Source organism: Cohnella terricola, from assembly GCF_007786475.1.
Classification (GTDB): Bacteria; Bacillota; Bacilli; order Paenibacillales; family Paenibacillaceae; genus Cohnella; species Cohnella terricola.
Map to the genome: position 1 here is coordinate 175,371 of NZ_VNJJ01000001.1, position 15,961 is coordinate 191,331.

At 50.6% G+C, this 15,961-nt stretch carries 18 protein-coding genes, 1 tRNA gene and 1 pseudogene; 7 read left to right on the plus strand and 13 right to left on the minus strand.

The features are described from left to right. Window positions 1-4: 4 nt before the first annotated feature. The 7 genes from FPZ45_RS00840 to FPZ45_RS00865 all read right to left on the minus strand — a co-directional run bounded on the left by FPZ45_RS00840 (window position 5) and on the right by FPZ45_RS00865 (window position 4,776). On the minus strand, window positions 5-1,168 hold the full coding sequence (locus FPZ45_RS00840) for an acyl-CoA dehydrogenase family protein (RefSeq protein WP_144697376.1): 1,164 nt from the start codon (window positions 1,166-1,168) through the stop codon (window positions 5-7). 300 nt (window positions 1,169-1,468) lie between these two features. After that, window positions 1,469-1,942 carry a hypothetical protein gene (locus tag FPZ45_RS00845; RefSeq protein WP_342780012.1) on the minus strand — a complete coding sequence of 158 codons (474 nt, stop codon included), beginning with the start codon at window positions 1,940-1,942 and terminating at the stop codon, window positions 1,469-1,471. Window positions 1,943-1,951: 9 nt separating this feature from the next. Beyond that, the gene (locus FPZ45_RS25925; protein ID WP_342780013.1) at window positions 1,952-2,170 is read right to left on the minus strand and encodes a hypothetical protein; all 219 of its coding nucleotides are present in this window, start codon (window positions 2,168-2,170) and stop codon (window positions 1,952-1,954) included. Between the two features lie 114 nt (window positions 2,171-2,284). After that, complete coding sequence (locus FPZ45_RS00850; RefSeq protein ID WP_144697379.1) at window positions 2,285-3,268, minus strand: wax synthase family protein; 984 nt, start codon at window positions 3,266-3,268, stop codon at window positions 2,285-2,287. Further along, window positions 3,249-3,686, minus strand: coding sequence for a hypothetical protein (locus FPZ45_RS00855; RefSeq protein ID WP_144697382.1), 438 nt, complete (start codon window positions 3,684-3,686; stop codon window positions 3,249-3,251). Before FPZ45_RS00855 ends, FPZ45_RS00850 begins: the two co-directional genes overlap by 20 nt. 198 nt (window positions 3,687-3,884) lie before the next feature. Continuing rightward, window positions 3,885-4,403, minus strand: a complete 519-nt coding sequence (locus FPZ45_RS00860; protein ID WP_144697385.1) for an SRPBCC domain-containing protein — start codon at window positions 4,401-4,403, stop codon at window positions 3,885-3,887. 46 nt (window positions 4,404-4,449) lie between these two features. Further along, the gene (locus FPZ45_RS00865) at window positions 4,450-4,776 is read right to left on the minus strand and encodes an ArsR/SmtB family transcription factor (protein WP_144697388.1); all 327 of its coding nucleotides are present in this window, start codon (window positions 4,774-4,776) and stop codon (window positions 4,450-4,452) included. Between the two features lie 444 nt (window positions 4,777-5,220). Between FPZ45_RS00865 and FPZ45_RS00870 the strand changes: the two genes are divergently transcribed. After that, window positions 5,221-5,655, plus strand: a complete 435-nt coding sequence (locus FPZ45_RS00870) for a VOC family protein (RefSeq protein ID WP_144698313.1) — start codon at window positions 5,221-5,223, stop codon at window positions 5,653-5,655. Here the strand turns inward: FPZ45_RS00870 and FPZ45_RS00875 are convergent. Further along, entirely contained in the window at window positions 5,579-6,310 is a 732-nt protein-coding gene (locus FPZ45_RS00875; RefSeq protein ID WP_144697391.1) for an SGNH/GDSL hydrolase family protein, read from the minus strand. The two genes, FPZ45_RS00870 and FPZ45_RS00875, sit on opposite strands and share 77 nt — an antisense overlap. Window positions 6,311-6,463: 153 nt before the next feature. Between FPZ45_RS00875 and FPZ45_RS00880 the strand changes: the two genes are divergently transcribed. Continuing rightward, window positions 6,464-8,080 carry a DUF4850 domain-containing protein gene (locus tag FPZ45_RS00880; protein ID WP_186438171.1) on the plus strand — a complete coding sequence of 539 codons (1,617 nt, stop codon included), beginning with the start codon at window positions 6,464-6,466 and terminating at the stop codon, window positions 8,078-8,080. Here FPZ45_RS00880 and FPZ45_RS00885 read toward each other — a convergent pair. Further along, window positions 8,077-9,975, minus strand: a complete 1,899-nt coding sequence (locus FPZ45_RS00885; protein WP_144697395.1) for a terpene cyclase/mutase family protein — start codon at window positions 9,973-9,975, stop codon at window positions 8,077-8,079. The two genes, FPZ45_RS00880 and FPZ45_RS00885, sit on opposite strands and share 4 nt — an antisense overlap. A 203-nt stretch (window positions 9,976-10,178) precedes the next feature. Between FPZ45_RS00885 and FPZ45_RS00890 the strand changes: the two genes are divergently transcribed. After that, on the plus strand, window positions 10,179-11,213 hold the full coding sequence (locus tag FPZ45_RS00890) for a TIM barrel protein (protein ID WP_144697398.1): 1,035 nt from the start codon (window positions 10,179-10,181) through the stop codon (window positions 11,211-11,213). Here FPZ45_RS00890 and FPZ45_RS00895 read toward each other — a convergent pair. Then, window positions 11,196-12,173, minus strand: coding sequence for an AraC family transcriptional regulator (locus FPZ45_RS00895; RefSeq protein ID WP_144697401.1), 978 nt, complete (start codon window positions 12,171-12,173; stop codon window positions 11,196-11,198). The two genes, FPZ45_RS00890 and FPZ45_RS00895, sit on opposite strands and share 18 nt — an antisense overlap. A 163-nt stretch (window positions 12,174-12,336) precedes the next feature. On the opposite strand from FPZ45_RS00895, the gene FPZ45_RS00900 reads away from it, so the two are divergent. The 4 genes and pseudogenes from FPZ45_RS00900 to FPZ45_RS00915 all read left to right on the plus strand — a co-directional run. Beyond that, window positions 12,337-13,245, plus strand: coding sequence for an SDR family NAD(P)-dependent oxidoreductase (locus FPZ45_RS00900; protein WP_144697404.1), 909 nt, complete (start codon window positions 12,337-12,339; stop codon window positions 13,243-13,245). 21 nt (window positions 13,246-13,266) lie between these two features. Further along, window positions 13,267-13,860: a TetR/AcrR family transcriptional regulator gene (locus tag FPZ45_RS00905; protein ID WP_144697407.1), complete on the plus strand. Its 594-nt coding sequence runs from the start codon at window positions 13,267-13,269 to the stop codon at window positions 13,858-13,860. Window positions 13,861-13,949: 89 nt separating this feature from the next. Continuing rightward, a tRNA-Leu gene (locus FPZ45_RS00910) sits at window positions 13,950-14,036 on the plus strand. A gap of 80 nt (window positions 14,037-14,116) precedes the next feature. Continuing rightward, a pseudogene (locus tag FPZ45_RS00915) lies at window positions 14,117-14,662 on the plus strand (MFS transporter); the annotation flags it as partial. A 44-nt stretch (window positions 14,663-14,706) separates the two neighbouring features. Here FPZ45_RS00915 and FPZ45_RS00920 read toward each other — a convergent pair. The 3 genes from FPZ45_RS00920 to FPZ45_RS00930 all read right to left on the minus strand — a co-directional run bounded on the left by FPZ45_RS00920 (window position 14,707) and on the right by FPZ45_RS00930 (window position 15,822). Then, window positions 14,707-15,072, minus strand: coding sequence for a spore germination protein GerW family protein (locus FPZ45_RS00920; protein WP_144697410.1), 366 nt, complete (start codon window positions 15,070-15,072; stop codon window positions 14,707-14,709). Between the two features lie 101 nt (window positions 15,073-15,173). Further along, complete coding sequence (locus FPZ45_RS00925) at window positions 15,174-15,515, minus strand: hypothetical protein (RefSeq protein WP_144697413.1); 342 nt, start codon at window positions 15,513-15,515, stop codon at window positions 15,174-15,176. Window positions 15,516-15,594: 79 nt separating this feature from the next. Beyond that, a complete protein-coding gene (locus FPZ45_RS00930) occupies window positions 15,595-15,822 on the minus strand; it encodes a hypothetical protein (RefSeq protein WP_144697416.1) in 228 nt (75 codons plus the stop codon). Window positions 15,823-15,961: the final 139 nt, after the last annotated feature.

Genomic DNA, 15,961 nt, shown 5'->3' on the forward strand with positions numbered 1-15,961 from the left:
AAGTTTATCGTGAAGACGTCTCGTCTATAGCGGCCGAGGCCAAAGTTTGGATAACCGTATTATCCATCGGCGGATTATGCAGGCCGGCGCGAACGTCCCGGTAGTACCGTTCCAAGGGCAGTTTACGGGATAGGCTAGCGCCGCCGACGATCCGCATCGCCAGATCCACGACTTTGAGCGCGTTATTAACGGCTACGTACTTGGCCATTCCCAGCTCAGGCTTTAGGGAAGGTCTGTTCTCCGTCTCCTTGTCCCAGCGGTCCGCCGCAGCGTACAGAAGCGAGCGGGCGGTACGCAGCTCGATCTCCATCTCTCCGATCGCATGCTGTACCGAGGGGAGGGAGGCGATCGGCTCGTTCAGATTGTTGGGCCGATAAGTACGGGCGAATTCCAATGCGAAATCACGCGCCGCTAGGGCAATTCCCATATAACAAGCCGGGATATGCAACAGCCAGCCTCCTCCATCGTCCGCGCCTTTGCTGGAGAGGCGCATGTTTCGTGGCGCGAATACATCGTCTAACACCACATCGTGACTGCCGGTGGCGCGCATGCCGAGCGTATTCCATGTTTCCTCGACGGTTACTCGATCCGTACGTTGAACGAGGAAATCGCTCGCGCATTGTTCATCGGGGATATACGCGGTAACGACAAAACGATCGAGGATCGGCGAAAGGGTGCTGAACGTTTTGCGGCCCGTAATCCGCCATCCCCCGTCCGCAGGGACCGCCGTCGTCTCGGGCATTCCGCCGCGGCTGGGACTGCCCGTCGCCGCTTCGCTGGCAAAGGTATTGATCATCGTCCCGTCTTTCACGATAGACCGGCATAGATCGGCAAAAACGTCTTCTGGCCACTTTCGGGTCGTCCGCAAATGAAGAATCTGGCCGACATGCCATCCGACGGAAAGCGCGGTCGAACCGTCCCCGTAAGCGAGTCTTTCCTGTAAAAGAACGAGATCATAGAGCGAGAGCTCATCCCCGCCGTATTCTGTCGGAACGGTGATTTTTAAGTATCCGGCCTCGCGCAGGTCGGCAAAATTATCGAACGGGAAAGAACCCTCCGCATCGTGCAGCTCGGCCCTCTCCGCAAAACGCGTGGCTAGCCGGTCAACCTGATCGGCACGTGCCCTTTGATCTTCGCTTCGAATATATTGATCGATTAATCGATTCATCTCTTCTGCTCTCCTTTGCTGTACATCTAGGTCGTAAAGCTGGTTGCGTTATTCGGTCGGCAACTCCATTTTACAACAGTATCCGTAACGCAGGAAGAAACACCGCTAACTATTGTTTTCTAACGGAAGCAGTTGCCGTTAATTCGTTCTATCATACTCCTCTTGAATTCTAAAGGAAATAAACGCCCTTATTTGGGCCGAAACTTAGGAAAACTAACGATTCGGATGCAAATAACGGCAACTAGATCCGTTAGAATCTCAAAGCGGCAATTAATGATGAAATAGAGGCTGTGGCAGCCGTTAAATACCATCGCTCTGATACAGCTTAAACGTACGATATCTCTGGTTCCCGCTGGCCACGACGAGCAATTGTTTGTTGATCAGTTGACGAAGATGTTCTCTGGTGCGGCGTTCTGTTAACTGTAGATGCGAAGAAAGCTCGCGAGGCGTGAAGGGACGAACAAGTCTGCGGGCAAAGCGCAGTGTTTCCGCTTCGGCCCAATTCAGTTTGGATCTCATGCCTGCGGATAGGAACTTCCCCACGAAAGCAAGCGTTAGTTGCTTACAGACGCTGGGGTCGTCTCTTATGGATAAGAAAGCGATGGGAAGGAATAACCAACCGTCAAGGGAAAGCAATGCTTGTTTCAAACATAGATCCTTAAATCGGGCAGTCTCGATGTCTCTGGCATGGGTTCGATAATCTTGGATTTCGATGCATCCCATAACACCGCTGGGCATATAGGCCAAATCCAGGTAGCGGCAACCATTGTTCAAGTCGCGAACCTACTCGGGATACAAATGGTCCAGATTTCCTATGGCAGGGAACCAGATCGAGCGCAAATACAATACAGTCCCGTAGCTTAGTCCTTTTTCAAGACGTTCTCGCCTTCTCGGATTTTTCTCATTGGCAATCTGATTGGACAGCCATCGATCATATACTTCATCGAACGCGCTCATCATATCCTCCGAATCTGGCGGAAGAATACAAAAAGCCGCTTTCATACGAGAGGCTCCATAGAGCGGTTCGTATCAAAGCGGCATGTGCTTCACGCCTTTTATTTGACATCAATCTATCATATTGCATAGATGGAATCAAGCGAATGATATGGATAATAATCAATAAATGCCGACAATCGGCCAAACGATGCCTTTCAAAAAGGCAGGATGAAACAGAATCGGGAGCGGCACGACAAGCCAAACGATGGTCCATAAGCGGCCGACCCAGGGGACTTTGGAAATCGGGCAGCCCCTTTTTTCCAACAGATGCTCGATGACAATGCCACATCCGTGTATGAAGAAATAAAGCAGAGGCATCCCATAGCCTTGCCGGACGGGCAAACTAATGGCCAGCTCATGTAGAATTCCCGAAAAGAGAAACGACGCGAATGCCGCGCTATTTTTGCCGATCAACCCCGCCAACGGGCGATATACGCCGAGCGACGTCATTTCCGAGAATGCAAGATTCCAGCGCCGACTCCAAAATTCATTCAGGCTTCTCGATTGGAACGGATTGCGGAATAAGGGTTGGCAATCGAATCCGGCTTTCCTCCACAGTCCTGCCCCGATATTCAAAAGGCCGAAATGCCCAATCAAGCTCAGACCTGCTAATAGAAACCCGCTAGCACAGATCCGACCGACAATTGGATTCCAATCCCATTGAGCGGCCCAATGCCAGGTTAGCCAAGAGAGGGTAACCATTCCAATGCCGATCAAAAGGCGAACAAATCCTAATCGGATCAACTTGCCGCCGTCGTATGGCTTGTCCTTCCGCTTCGCGAATACATATGGCCGCATTCCGATCCAACAGTGGAAGGCTATCCAACGGAGCAAGGGCAGCTTGCGCGGATCCCTGATCAGGCATTCCATATAAACGACGGATTTCATCGTGTATAACAAAACGACGATGATCACAATCATCCGAATACCCGCAGGTTGTGCCAATAGGAGGCAATCGGCGAGCGCGATCGAGCAGGCAGATATCGTCCAGACGAGGAATCGTTTGGCGACGGGCGAAGGCAACGAAGCGATGTAATACCAAGTAGCGGGAGGCCTACGCAGATTAGCAAAATATAAACGGACATCATGGTAGCCCCCTGGCACCGATAAGAGCAGCTCCGCCGAACACGAGCGTAAAGTAAGCGAAACATAGGGTCAGCGCCCACTCCCCGTAACGATAAATCCCGCTGCTTGGTAAACCTTTTTTGTCGAAGTAAAAGAATTGGATGCCTAATCGAGCTCCCCAATAAAGCGCAATGAAGAGGTTAACGGCTATGGACAGTTCCGTGCCGTCTGCCAGTTTCGGAGCCAGGAAGATGGACAAGACGGAAAAAAACAGATTCGTGCAGAAAATGTAAGCCGCATACGTCCAAAATATTTGCCTTGTCAAAAGACGAACGTTCGACAACTCGCTGCGCCATTGCAGCAAATAAGGGACGGCCAAGCTTCCAAGCGCCACTCCAAGCTGCATGATTCCCGCCAGTCGGATCAGGTCCGGCCATACGTTCAATATCTGGCTCATGTTCATTCCCCCTCTTCAAGCTTTAGGATCATTGTACCGGCTTAGATCCTTTGCGTTCAGTTCCAACTTCTATGGAAGCATGCCAAAAAGAGGTACTACGCCGCATAGTACCTCCAGTTATGAATAAGGCGGTTACTCTCCATTTCAATAAAAAAAAGCCCAAGTGGGCTTTTTGATTTAAATAGACGGTATGTTTCCTTACTTGATCTCGTTCAAGCGCTCTTCCAAACGATCCCAAGTTTCGGTGATACCTTGCAGCATGCCCATGTCCATGACGGTCTTGAGAGCTTCCGCGGACACGTATAGAGAGTGGCTGATCAACTTGGTTTGGCCATCCAGATCGATGAATTCCATCGTGACCTCGGTCGATGGCAAATTCTCATTGATATTGCCTTCGGCATCCGAGAAGTAATCCGTATAGACGATCGTCTCCGGCTCGATAATTTCTTTGTATACGCCTTTGCCCCAAGCTTCCATTCCGTAAAATTGGCCTAGGTTCGGATCGATGCATTTCATGCAATAGTGCCAGACGCCGCCCGGCTTAAAATCGACGATGCAAACCGGAAGCTCCCAGCCTCTTGGTCCCCACCACATTTTGAGATGCTCAGGCTCTTTGAACATCTTGAATACGAGTTCACGCGGCGCGTCGAATACTCGCTCGAGCACCAGCACCCGATTATCGTTCTCTACTCTTGAAACCATTGCATTGTTTGACATTACAACTCCTCCTCATTTTCATGACTAATCGTATGCCGTCCTCACATCAATTCAACGGTTTTTTGCCCTGTAATACTTGGAGATAATCGTCCAACTGATCCAACCGGTTTTCCCACAATCGTCTGTAAGAGTTAAGCCACGTATCCAGTTCTTGAAGCGGTTCGGGCCTTAGCTGATATATCCGCCGATTTGCCATCGGTTGAACCTCGACGAGTCCGGAATCGCAAAGTACGCGAAGATGTTTAGAGGTTTGGGGCTGGTTCAGTTCCAGCTTCTCCGCGATTTTCCCGACCGTAAGCGGTCCGTTCAACAGTAGGTCGACGATATTCAGGCGGTTGGGCTCAGCAAGAGCGCTGAAAGTCTGCGCGTTCATGGTGGATCCTCTCCCAACATTTGTTTTTCGTCCGGTATTCATTTTCATAACCGCTTGTTGCTATACCCAAAGATCACCTCAGTTTTTCCAAAAGGAACTTGCTGTAACCTGTTGTCGATAACAATATACCATACAGGGAATATTCCTGTAAAGGAATATTTAGAAGATGGGAAGGAGCTCGTCTATTTTCTGCGAGCCGCTAATATGTGAATTCGTGAATAAATTCGTCTATCTAATGAGGAGTAGCGGCTCTCCGGTCCGTTAGCGTGCGGAAATGCTTCATTTTGGCAAATAGCGCTTTATGGGTCCGTTAGTAGGGTTCGTGCATCAAAGCGGCATGTTATTCATGACCACTTTTCGGTCCACGTCTAGTTAAGATAAGATGGTAACAAAAGGCAAGAAAAATGGTTCGAAACGAGTAAACGACGGAGGATGATGAAAATGATGAAACCGCGAATTACCGTGATTACTTTAGGAGTCGACGATCTGGATAGAGCTTTGGCGTTCTATCGGGACGGATTGGGATTGCCGACGGAAGGAATTATCGGCACGGAGTTCGAGCATGGGGCAGTCGCTTTTTTCGACCTGCAGGCCGGCATGAAGCTCGCCATCTGGAAGCGCCGGGATTTAGCCCACGAGGCCAAAGTGCCGCTCGTATCTCCGAGTTCGACCGAAATGACGATCGGTCACAATGTCGGCAGCAAGGAGGAGGTAGACCGGATTATGGAAATCGCGAGACAAGCGGGAGCCGTCATTACCGACCCTGCTCACGATACCTTCTGGGGAGGTTATTCCGGCCACTTCATGGATCCGGACGGCCACCTTTGGGAGATCGTCTGGAACCCGGCGTGGGAGACGAACGACGAAGTCGATGGTTGATGGTTACGGTACTGTGCTCGTTAATATAAGGCAGCAATCCGTGCGCAAGCACCTTATGGCCGAGATTATTGGGGTGAACGGGAAATGTTCCTCCCAGCGCATCCTCGATTCGTCCGGTTCGATAACCGTCAATCAGCTCCGGCTGCCTACCGTCAATCCAACGATGGGTCGGCGCTAAAGAAACATGACATTGCTTGGCCGCTTGCGCTGTCACGCCGTTCAGAGCGGCAATTGCCTCGGTGGCGATGGAGCTCTTGGGAAAAGGGTTATATTGCGTGCATAAGACGATCGATGTTCGGCTGACGCTCCTAATCGTCTTGATCATCAAGAGTAAATCTCGTTTGTAACGGGACAGAATGTCGGCAATCATGCGTTTATCGGCCCCTTTCAGCATCGATACGCCCGCAAGGACAAGATCGTCGCCGCCCACCCAAATACTTGTCACCGTAGAGTGTCGAAGCTGTATCGGATCCAGGTTCCTCAACGCATGAAGCAGGTCCAGACTCGTCCATCCGGGATAAGCCTCAACCTGCAAGAATGCGTTTTTGTGTTGAGAATGAAGCATGCCGGCTATCCGTTGAGGATACGCTTTTGCAGGACATGTTGCTCCTACGCCGCTTGTAATCGAGTCTCCCATGGCCGTAAATACGATCATATAACAAATCCCCTTGTTCGTTTGTCATATGGTTACGTTATCACCCTAGTATATGGATGGTTGATGTCGCCCGTTTGTATCTTTGCACATCCAACTAATTGCATTTTTCTTTCGTTTATATATCGGTAAATAGAATAAATGGAGGAAAGTGCTTTGAATGGAAAATGCTCTCGTATTTTGGTGTTGAGCCTAATAATTATCGGCTTGCTGAACTTCTCTTCGATTTCCTTGGCGGCGGACCTTGATGGCAGAGGAAGTACCGAAGCGGGTTCGTCTTCTGTCTTGACCCGCGATCATGCGATAGCCGTTCACGTGAACGGTCAAGCCGTCCGCTCGGAACATGCCGGTTATTTACGGTCGGATGGCATCTTGTACGTGTCCGTTAGGGGACTGGCGGAGGGTCTGGGCATGAAGACGGAATGGAAACCTAAGAAGAATTTTGCTATTGTGACCACGTCCAATGAGCAAACCTTTTACTTTTCACCGAACAAGGAAAACTTCTGGTTTAACGGACAGAGATACGATTTGGAATTCGGCACGGAGTCGGAAGTAGACGCAGGAACCTCTGGAGATTATGTCATGATCCCGGCCTTCGCGGCAAGCAAGCTTTTCAAAGCCGAAGTCAAGTGGGATGCGCAAACGAAGCAATTGAATATCAGCAAGAAGGACGGCAACGTTCTTGCCGGTAGCGGTTCCTCATTCTTAAGGGAATGGGACGTATGGAGCCCGGAGCCGAGTGAGTCGCTGGAGTTGGCGAAGGCGCTTTTTAAGAATGCAAAAATCGCGGACGGCAAACTGACCGTGACCGTTCCTGAGCTGCGGGATAAGCGCAATGGATTTATTGTCTTCAAGGGAACGAACGAAACGCCTCTTCAAAAAGGGAAAACCTATACCTATCGAATTGGCGATACGAAGGCCGGCAACCTATATGCCTACAGAACCGATCCCAAAGGGGGAATTCTGGAAGAGTACTGGATCTGGCTCAGCCCGGGAACCCTGAAATATACTTACGGGATCTACGGTCGCCAAGAGGCGCCCGTTCTCATTCAGAACAAACGCGGAAAGATCGTCTCCCTGGAGAGAATGAAGAAGGTGATTGCCGATGCCGGAAAAATGCTGGATTGCGGCATAGTTGATTTTAAAAGCGGCGATTCCGTAGTCCAACTCCCTATGTACTGCGCGGCAGCCCGGTATGGCGCGGACGAACCGGGTCATACACCGCGCATTCGGCCGAAGTCTCCGCTGCCGGCAATTAATTTCGATATACCGCGAGGTCAGGAGACGCGATTGGCCGCATACTGGATGAATCAAAATGCTGCAGACGGCGAGACGGGCATGCTGTTTATCGCTCCTCGCGGGTGGAAAGTCGACACTGCGGAAGTCGGTGCCAATGGTTCCACGGGCGTTCGGCTGATAGATCCGAGAGATCCCAAGCGGCACTTGAGGATATCTACGATACCCGGATGCCAAGGTTGCGCGATCTCGGCGATTGGAACCTATTTTTCGGATCTTCGTCAATGGGCGGAAGATCAAACTTTTCCAGGATCGGATATCCCTTTTCTCGCGCAACGGAAAATCGATGCCAATACTGTCGCTTACGCTAAACCAATTTCAGAGCAGGGATATGCTGCGAATGGAATCGCTTATCAGAGGCATAGTCAAGAAGGCGGCGTGTTCGGCTCGGCAGAGCTTCAACTCGATAACGTTTCGCCAGATCTCGTCGACACGATATTGAAGTTTCTCGCCGCCCAACTTCCCTCTTGGGTTTAATGTCCCTCGTATTTTTTACGAAAATGACTGAGTGCCAATAACGGCCAAATGTATTTGTAACTGTGATAGTGAACGTAAAAATGTCCCGGGAGGCCCGCGCCTGTCGGGTAGGACACGGCCCATCGGTCTTCGTGTAACGAAGAGATCAGCCTGCGGATTCCTCGATTCATTGCGTCCGTGGGCTGAGAATGTACGGCGATGAGCGCGTCTAACGCCCATGCGGTTTGAGAAGGCGTGCTCTCCCCTAAAGGGACGTAACGTCGAAGCCGGTCGCTGCTGCACGATTCCCCCCAGCCGCCATCGGCGTTCTGGATCCGCAGCAGCCAATCGGCTCCTTTTCTTATCGATTCGTTCCGTTCGGGGGAACGGATTACGGCGGTCAGTCCGGTCAATGCGGCCCAAGTGCCGTAAATATAACAAATTCCCCATCTTCCGTACCACGATCCGTCTTCCTCTTGATGATCAGCCAACCATTGAGTCCCTCTTTTAACGAATAATTGCCTTTCGTCAAATCCTGCGGAGTTTCCCAGATATTCTAAAGTCCGTCCTGTCAGATCGGCCTCCGAAGGATCGATGGCGGCGGACTTGGCGCCGTCGATCGCTACCCAGGTGAGCAGCTCTTTATCGACGTTTTTTTCGAATGCGGGCCAGCCGCCGTCTTGATTTTGCATCGATAGCACCCAGTTGAGCCCTAGATTCCACGATTCCCGGAACGTCGAATCGGATCGGGCGAGGCTTCGGATCGCGCGCAAAGCGGCGGTCGTGTCATCGACGTCGGGGTTGATCGTATTGCTCTCCGAGAATCCCCATCCGCCGGGCACGGGATTAGGGTTATGACGCGACCAGTCTCCTAGTTTGCTGTGCTGTAAAGCAAGCAAATACGAAGAAGCTTGCTGGATCGCAAGGTGATGCTCCTCGGTACCAGATTCCTGCAGCGCATAGGACAACAAGGCGGTATCCCAGACGGCCGAGGGCGAATTCTGAATCGTCATTCCATCGGCTGTCCGATAGCACATCCCGGTCAATCCATACAGGGCATGGGTGACAAGAGGATGCTTGTTATCGTATCCGAGAGCAAGCAGGGCCAAAATCATCAGAACAGTGCTACTTGCATAACTGTAAAAGGTTCCGTCCGCTTCGATCCGTTCCAGCATAAATCGTTCGGCTTTAGCAATCGCGGCTTCATGGAGAGCATGAGGTGCGCCGATCAGCTTATTCATGCCGGAATGAAGCTGGTCGAGCCATTCTTGAAATCCTCTGGATGGCGGTTCAACCGGAGAGGCCCGTTCGACGAGAAGCACGTCTAGATCGGGGGTATCTTCCGTGCGTGCGGAATAACGCCGATCGGCCATGATCAGCATCGGTGCGAGATGGACTCTGGAATACCCCGAAAACTCAAAAAAGTTGATCGGAAAAGAGTCGGGGAGGAGCAGCATTTCCAGAGGAATGGAGGTGAGGGAGCGCGGCCATTTCGCTTGCCCAGTTGCAGCGAGGATGGACCTAGTCAAGATGCTGGTGATTTTACCAAGCCCGCCTTGGGATCGAATATAGCGCTCGGCGCGCTGAAGCGGCTCATCCATAGATTGGCTATACCGGGAGTAGAGAAGCGCGTAGTAGGCTTCGACCGATAACGATAGGTTCCCATTCTTCTCATCCTGATACCATTGCCAATAACCTTCGGGCCGCTGAGCGGCAAGAATGCGATCATGCAGCTGCCGGATCAACTCTTCCTCGTTTTCGATCTTTAGCACGCGAAGCAGGATAATCGTATAAGCATCGATCGTCACCCCATTCTCAAAGCAGAAACGCCAAGAACCATCCTGCTTTTGCTGCCGAATAAGGGTTGTAGTAAGGCGAAGGATCTCTTCGTCTATTTCGTGCATAATACTGCCCATTTCCGCAGCACCTCCGAGGTCGGCATTTTCACCAATATATGAGGTTAGCCAACTAACTAATGAACCATTTATTCATAAACAGGGCTGATTCGCTCGTTGAACAAAACTGTAGGCTGCAAATCGTAAACAAATCCATGTGTGATCGAGCGCTTCGGATTATGGTAAGGGTGCCGCAAAATTATTCGATAAAGGAGTTTGATTAAATGTCAGCATTTAAATTTTCAGTCGGGCCATGGAATGTTCACGACGGCGCAGACACGTACGGGCCGCCGGTTCGCCAAGAGGTGGAATTCGAGGAAAAGATCAAGAAGTTTGCGGAGATGGGTTTTAGCGCGATTCAATTCCACGACGACGATGCCGTGCCGAATCTCAACGAGCTGACGGAAGAGGAAATTAAGGAAGAAGCCAGAAAAATGAAAGCGCTTCTAGACAAATACGGACTCGTCGCCGAATTCGTCGCCCCCCGATTGTGGATGGACCCCCATACGATCGACGGCGGCTATATGTCCACTTCATCTAAGGATCGCGAATTCGCGATGTGGCGTTCTTACCGGTCGATCGATATCGCCAACGAGCTCGGGTGCGACAAAATCGTCCTGTGGTTAGCCAGAGAGGGGACGCTTTGCGCCGAGAGCAAGAGCCCTGTTGAAGCTACGAATCATCTGATTGACGCGATTAATAAAATGTTGAACTACGATAAGCAAATCAAGATTCTGATCGAACCTAAACCGAATGAACCGATTGACCGCAGCATTTGCGGCACGATGGGGCACGTACTGGCCGTTTCGGCAGCTACCATCGATCCCTCCCGCGTCGGCGGCCTTTTAGAGTCCGCGCATGCGGTATTGGCAGGGCTCGATCCCTCCCACGAAATTGGTTTCGCACTGGCGATGAACAAGCTCTGGGGCGTCCATTTGAACGACCAGAACGGCCTGAAATTCGATCAGGATAAAAGCTTCGGGGTGGAAAATCTACGGCAAGCCTTCAACCAGATCAAAGTACTGAAAGAAAACGATTATGGTCGATACGGGGAGTATGTGGGGCTAGACGTTAAAGCCATGCGTACAACCGTAGATCATGATCGTTACAAGCATCTGGAAAACAGCCTGAAGATCGTTAAAGCTTTGGAGGAGAAAGTCGCCCGCTTCGATTACGACTATCAGAAGAAATGCGTTGAAGCGCGAGACTACGAAGGTCTTGAAATGTACGTCATGGAACTATTAATGGGAATCAAATAGAGCGGTCGCGAGTTTGCCTTCGTTAAGCAGCGCTCGTCTATGCCGGTTTACCCTATCGTGGCTCTCCTTATCCGTGTAGAAACGTTGGTTCGCATGGGCGTGAGAGTTGGGCCGGCTTGAATCCCCATGTGGGTTGTTTTCTCTGAATTCCTTAGGCGTACAGCCAAAGTGCTTGACGAACATGGAATTCAAATAGCGCGTATCCGAGAAGCCGCTCTCAAGACAGACGTCAATCAATTTCATATTCGTATGCGCGATCAACTGTTTGGCTTTATCGAATCGAACTTGATTGAGATAGTCTTGGAAGGTCATATTCAGGTTTTCCTTAAAAAAATGAGACAAATAGGACAACGAAAGATTTTCACGTTCGGCAATCGTGGAAAGTAATAGCTTGCTGGTGTAATTTCCTTCGATGTGGCTCATGATTCGGTTCATCCTGTTCAGTCGCTGCACGTTCTTAGCGCGTTCTTCATCGCTAATTTGCCGGTATGGGACGCGCTGCAGCAAAACGTAAAGCAACTGGTTGATCAGCGCTTGACATACAAATTCGTAGGCGGAGCCTTTGTCGAAGTAAGCGAGGGATAGCTCGATCAGTATGGATAATACCGATCGAGCATCTTCGGCTGTAAGAATGTCGGCGAGATTCGAATAATCGAATAAGACGTTTGAAAGAGAAGGGTAATACGAGTTGCAAAATCTAGGCGACATTTGCAGGGACAAGACGAGCGCGCTTCCTTGAGGAGCCCGCAGCTCATGGGGTTGAATCGGATTAAACAGGATAAGGGAATGCGGGTCTAATTCGTAGTTCTCTTTCTTCGTATTCACGGCCAACTTGCCTTCGAGCAGCACGCAGATCTCGAAATCATGATGAAGGTGCGAATTGCGATGGGAGAGATCCACGAGAAAAGCATTCATATATTTAATGCGAGGATACTTAACGATCTCATACTCGTCATTCATGGCGTTCCTCCGGGAAATATCAAGGATTTAACGGAAGTATAGCACATTTATCGCGATTCGGAATCTCGATAAAGTGTTGACAACCGAAATCAGCATGAAGTATATTTAGGTCAATAAATGAATGAACCGTTCATTCATTAATTCTGAAGGGAGTTTTGCAATTATGGTACAATTCGAAGAAAATAAGAAATGGAATGTAGAAGGAAAGTATGCGGTTATTACGGGGGCGACGAGCGGCATCGGGTTGGCTGCGGCTCAAGAATTAGCAAGAAGAGGGGCCGACCTGGGAATCGTCGCACGAAACAGGAGCAAAGCGAGTGAAGCGGTTTCGTTAATCAATGCGGCGAGTGGCGGGCGTGTCAAGGTTGACGTATTTATCGCCGACATGTCCTCGCAATCGTCTATTCGCCAAGCGGCTGCTGAAATATTGGCTAGTTGCCCGAAGGTGGATATTCTAATCAACAACGCCGGAGCGATGTTCGTCTCCCGTAAGCTGACGGTTGACGGTGTGGAGATGACTTGGGCGGTTAACCACCTTGCTCCCTTCCTGTTGACGAATCTGCTGCTGGATCGGCTGAAGGAAAGCGAACACGCACGCGTGATAACGACCGCATCTCATGGGCATAAGATGGCCAAAAAAGGGGTTCGATTCGACGACCTTAGCGCCGAGCGTCTATACAGCTTTCCCCTTAATGTCATGGGCGGTGCTAACTACCGATATGGGGAAACCAAGCTCGCCAACATCATGTTCACCGCCGAATTGGCGAAGCGCTTGGAAGGTACGAGAGTTCGGGCGTACAGTTACGATCCTGGTCTGGTGTCCACGAACTTTAATCAAGATAATGGACGTTTGGCCAGAATGACGATGGCCGTGATGAAGAAGTTTTCTCGCACTCCGGACAAAGGCGCGGAGACGATGGTATGGTTGGCGGACTCCGACGAGGTAGGCGATCAAAACGGACTTTATTATGCCGAGAAGCAAATTAAAACGCCATCCGCGCAAGCTCGGGATGCCAGTGCCGCGAAACGTCTATGGGAAGTTAGCGAAGACCAAGTCCGGCAAACAATATGAGATAGTGGAGCTGAATCACGATTGAAGACGTCAAACGAGCAACGAGCAGACACAGTGCACGATGAACGCAGGAGCCAGATCAAGAAGGCGGCCCTCAAAGTCTTTGCGCTTAGGGGGCTCGCCAACACGAAGATGAGTATGATCGCGGAGGAAGCGGGCGTTAGCCAGGGGTTATCATATCGTTATTTCGAATCCAAAGAAGAATTGTTTACTCTTCTTGTACAGGAAGCATTGGAGGAAGCCCAAGCGGCCATCCAAAACATTCGCTCGCTTTCCGTTTCTCCTACGGAGCAAATCAAAGGGTTAACGCTCAGAATGCTTGACGATAGCCATAAACATTTTTTCATGCTGCTCCAGCATGCGCAATCGACGGACGATATCCCGTTAAAAGCCAAACAAATGCTAGAACGTTATTCTCCGAACGAGACGATCGAATATTTGGTGCCTATCTTTAGAAAAGGGCAAGAAAACGGGGAATTCTGCGAAGGCGATCCCTTTCGAATGCTATTTCTCTACTTCTCGGTCGTGACCGGTCTGATGCTGCAAGACTTTCAAACGCCTCCAGGTTATTGGCTCCAAGACGTGGACAGATTAATGAAGATCATCGTGAAGTAAATATAGCTTTTTGAGATGAAGTGATTGACAGACTGAGGGATGTGTGATAAATTATAATTCTGACCCGGAAGAAGTTGGGTTGGAAATATGCGGTCGTGGCGGAATTGGCAGACGCGCTGGCTTCAGGTGCCAGTGGTAGCAATACCGTGGAGGTTCGAGTCCTCTCGACCGCACCACCTTAATAATGATCAGGCTCTTGAATTTGTCCTTGCGACGATTCAGGAGCTTTTTTGTATTGTCCCGGGCTTGAAAGTGACTCGTGCAGGCTGCCGGCGCGTCGGTCGTTCCGGCGGTGGCGATGCTCATACCGATCCGATATTTTCCTCCGGAAAGGCGAGGCGGGGCGATAAGCATGACGGCCGCCGGTTTGGCGCTCAGCACCGCGATCGGACCTGTCGTTGCCGCGCTGCTGCTCGCCGACGTCTACGGGCTCGACTCCGAATGGATCGGCTTTGCGCTCGTGCCTGCCGCAGTCGCTTCGTCTGCGCTGAGCCGCATCGGCGGAAAGCTGGCGGATCGTAGGGGGGATGTCAGCTTGTACACGCTCGCATCCGAGCTGCTGATGCTCTGTTTCGCAATGTTAGCCGCGTTTTCCGGTGCGGCTCCCCTGTGGACGATTCCGTTAATTCTGATCTTCGGGAATGTCGGTCAGACATTCATCCAAGTCGCCATCTCCAATTCGCTGTCCAAGACATTGTCGAAAGATCAAGCCGGCGTCGGAATGGGGCTGTTGGCGTTTTTTCGGATGCGGTTCCGTCCGGGTCGGCTGACAGAGCCGCAGTTGTCGGCAAAAGGGAGGTGAAGGCAAAGCGGTATCGCACCACGTGTTGCCTGAATCGAACTGGGTTATCGGACGAACAAATCTTTCAATTTATCGAGAAGCTGAGGACTCAGATCGAGGATACGACTGTATATGTCTTTGGGAGATTCAAGTGATAGCGTTTGAACTCCAGCCGGACCGATAATAAGCAGCGCAACAGGGATTAAAGAAACACTTCCCCCTATCCCTCCGTCTAATGGCAGCATCGGGGAAACGGTACTCGAATATTCAGTACCCCCGGAGACAAATCTAAGATTTGTTCGGCATATAGGGATCACGACGGTGCCGTTCGGCGTGTGGATCGGTTTACCAATGACGGTTTCAGCGTCGACAATGCCGTTTAAATGAGGCAACGCGATATCCAGAAAATGATGAATCGGATGCTCGGACATATTAGCACCTCCGCTTGTCAGTGCTAGTTAGTCTAGACAACATAGGATCTCTTCAAACGGGAAACGGGAAAAGGCGGGGCTATTTGGCCCCGCCATTCTTGTTACCGAATTACATCTTCAACCGGTTGAACAGCCCTGTTTACGATCGGGTTTTGACTTATCATATTGCCCGCTTGCCCGCCTACCACTCGGCCAACCCGGTCGCCTAGCACACCACCTAGCACCGCTCCAACCACAGTGCCTATGCCTGGCATCATTGCACTGCCGAGCACTGCTCCATATTCCACTCCAGCCATCACCCCGACGGCCCCGGTTACATTCTCCACCGTTTGCACCGTATATTCCCTTTTATCCATCTGCCCTTGCTTCAGGCTCTTGGTATCTTGAAGCTGCGACATGCCTCCGGAAAGAAGACCCGCCCATAAGGAGCTGTTTTGGAACAAAGAAATCCCTCCATTCTTCATTTTAATAATTACAGCTTACCGCGTTTTGCGGTCATATCAGATTGTTCCCCGATTTGATCTAAAATCGTCGTTCTGTGTCGCTGGAAAACATTTCATCGTCGACTCTCGATAGGTACCGTATTTTGCTTTGTGCCGCAGCCCCCGCGTCCTTCGCCATATCGGTGAGATCGAGAACGGTCTCCGTTCCCTTGACTGCCCAATTTCGAACTATTTTTCTAGCGCTCGGCGACAATGCCAGCAATAAAGCCGCACCGCCCAGAATTAAACCCGCTCGTGACTTTATCATAAGGATCCTCCAAGTAATGGGTTAGTTTGAAACGGATTAAATTATCTCTTAAAACGCGGAGTTTTATGCGCAAATTCACCAGCGATCCTGTTGAATAACCATATCCGACCTGTGCATACTATTTTTTACGCTCAGAACC

Coding starts and splice junctions, on each gene's coding strand:
- FPZ45_RS00840 (WP_144697376.1), bottom strand. CDS start 1,168: ATGAATCGATTAATCGATCAATATATTCGAAGCGAAGATCAAAGGGCA.
- FPZ45_RS25925 (WP_342780013.1), bottom strand. CDS start 2,170: ATGAAAGCGGCTTTTTGTATTCTTCCGCCAGATTCGGAGGATATGATG.
- FPZ45_RS00855 (WP_144697382.1), bottom strand. CDS start 3,686: ATGAGCCAGATATTGAACGTATGGCCGGACCTGATCCGACTGGCGGGA.
- FPZ45_RS00860 (WP_144697385.1), bottom strand. CDS start 4,403: ATGTCAAACAATGCAATGGTTTCAAGAGTAGAGAACGATAATCGGGTG.
- FPZ45_RS00865 (WP_144697388.1), bottom strand. CDS start 4,776: ATGAACGCGCAGACTTTCAGCGCTCTTGCTGAGCCCAACCGCCTGAAT.
- FPZ45_RS00870 (WP_144698313.1), top strand. CDS start 5,221: ATGAAACCGCGAATTACCGTGATTACTTTAGGAGTCGACGATCTGGAT.
- FPZ45_RS00875 (WP_144697391.1), bottom strand. CDS start 6,310: ATGATCGTATTTACGGCCATGGGAGACTCGATTACAAGCGGCGTAGGA.
- FPZ45_RS00885 (WP_144697395.1), bottom strand. CDS start 9,975: ATGGGCAGTATTATGCACGAAATAGACGAAGAGATCCTTCGCCTTACT.
- FPZ45_RS00890 (WP_144697398.1), top strand. CDS start 10,179: ATGTCAGCATTTAAATTTTCAGTCGGGCCATGGAATGTTCACGACGGC.
- FPZ45_RS00895 (WP_144697401.1), bottom strand. CDS start 12,173: ATGAATGACGAGTATGAGATCGTTAAGTATCCTCGCATTAAATATATG.
- FPZ45_RS00900 (WP_144697404.1), top strand. CDS start 12,337: ATGGTACAATTCGAAGAAAATAAGAAATGGAATGTAGAAGGAAAGTAT.
- FPZ45_RS00920 (WP_144697410.1), bottom strand. CDS start 15,072: ATGTCCGAGCATCCGATTCATCATTTTCTGGATATCGCGTTGCCTCAT.
- FPZ45_RS00930 (WP_144697416.1), bottom strand. CDS start 15,822: ATGATAAAGTCACGAGCGGGTTTAATTCTGGGCGGTGCGGCTTTATTG.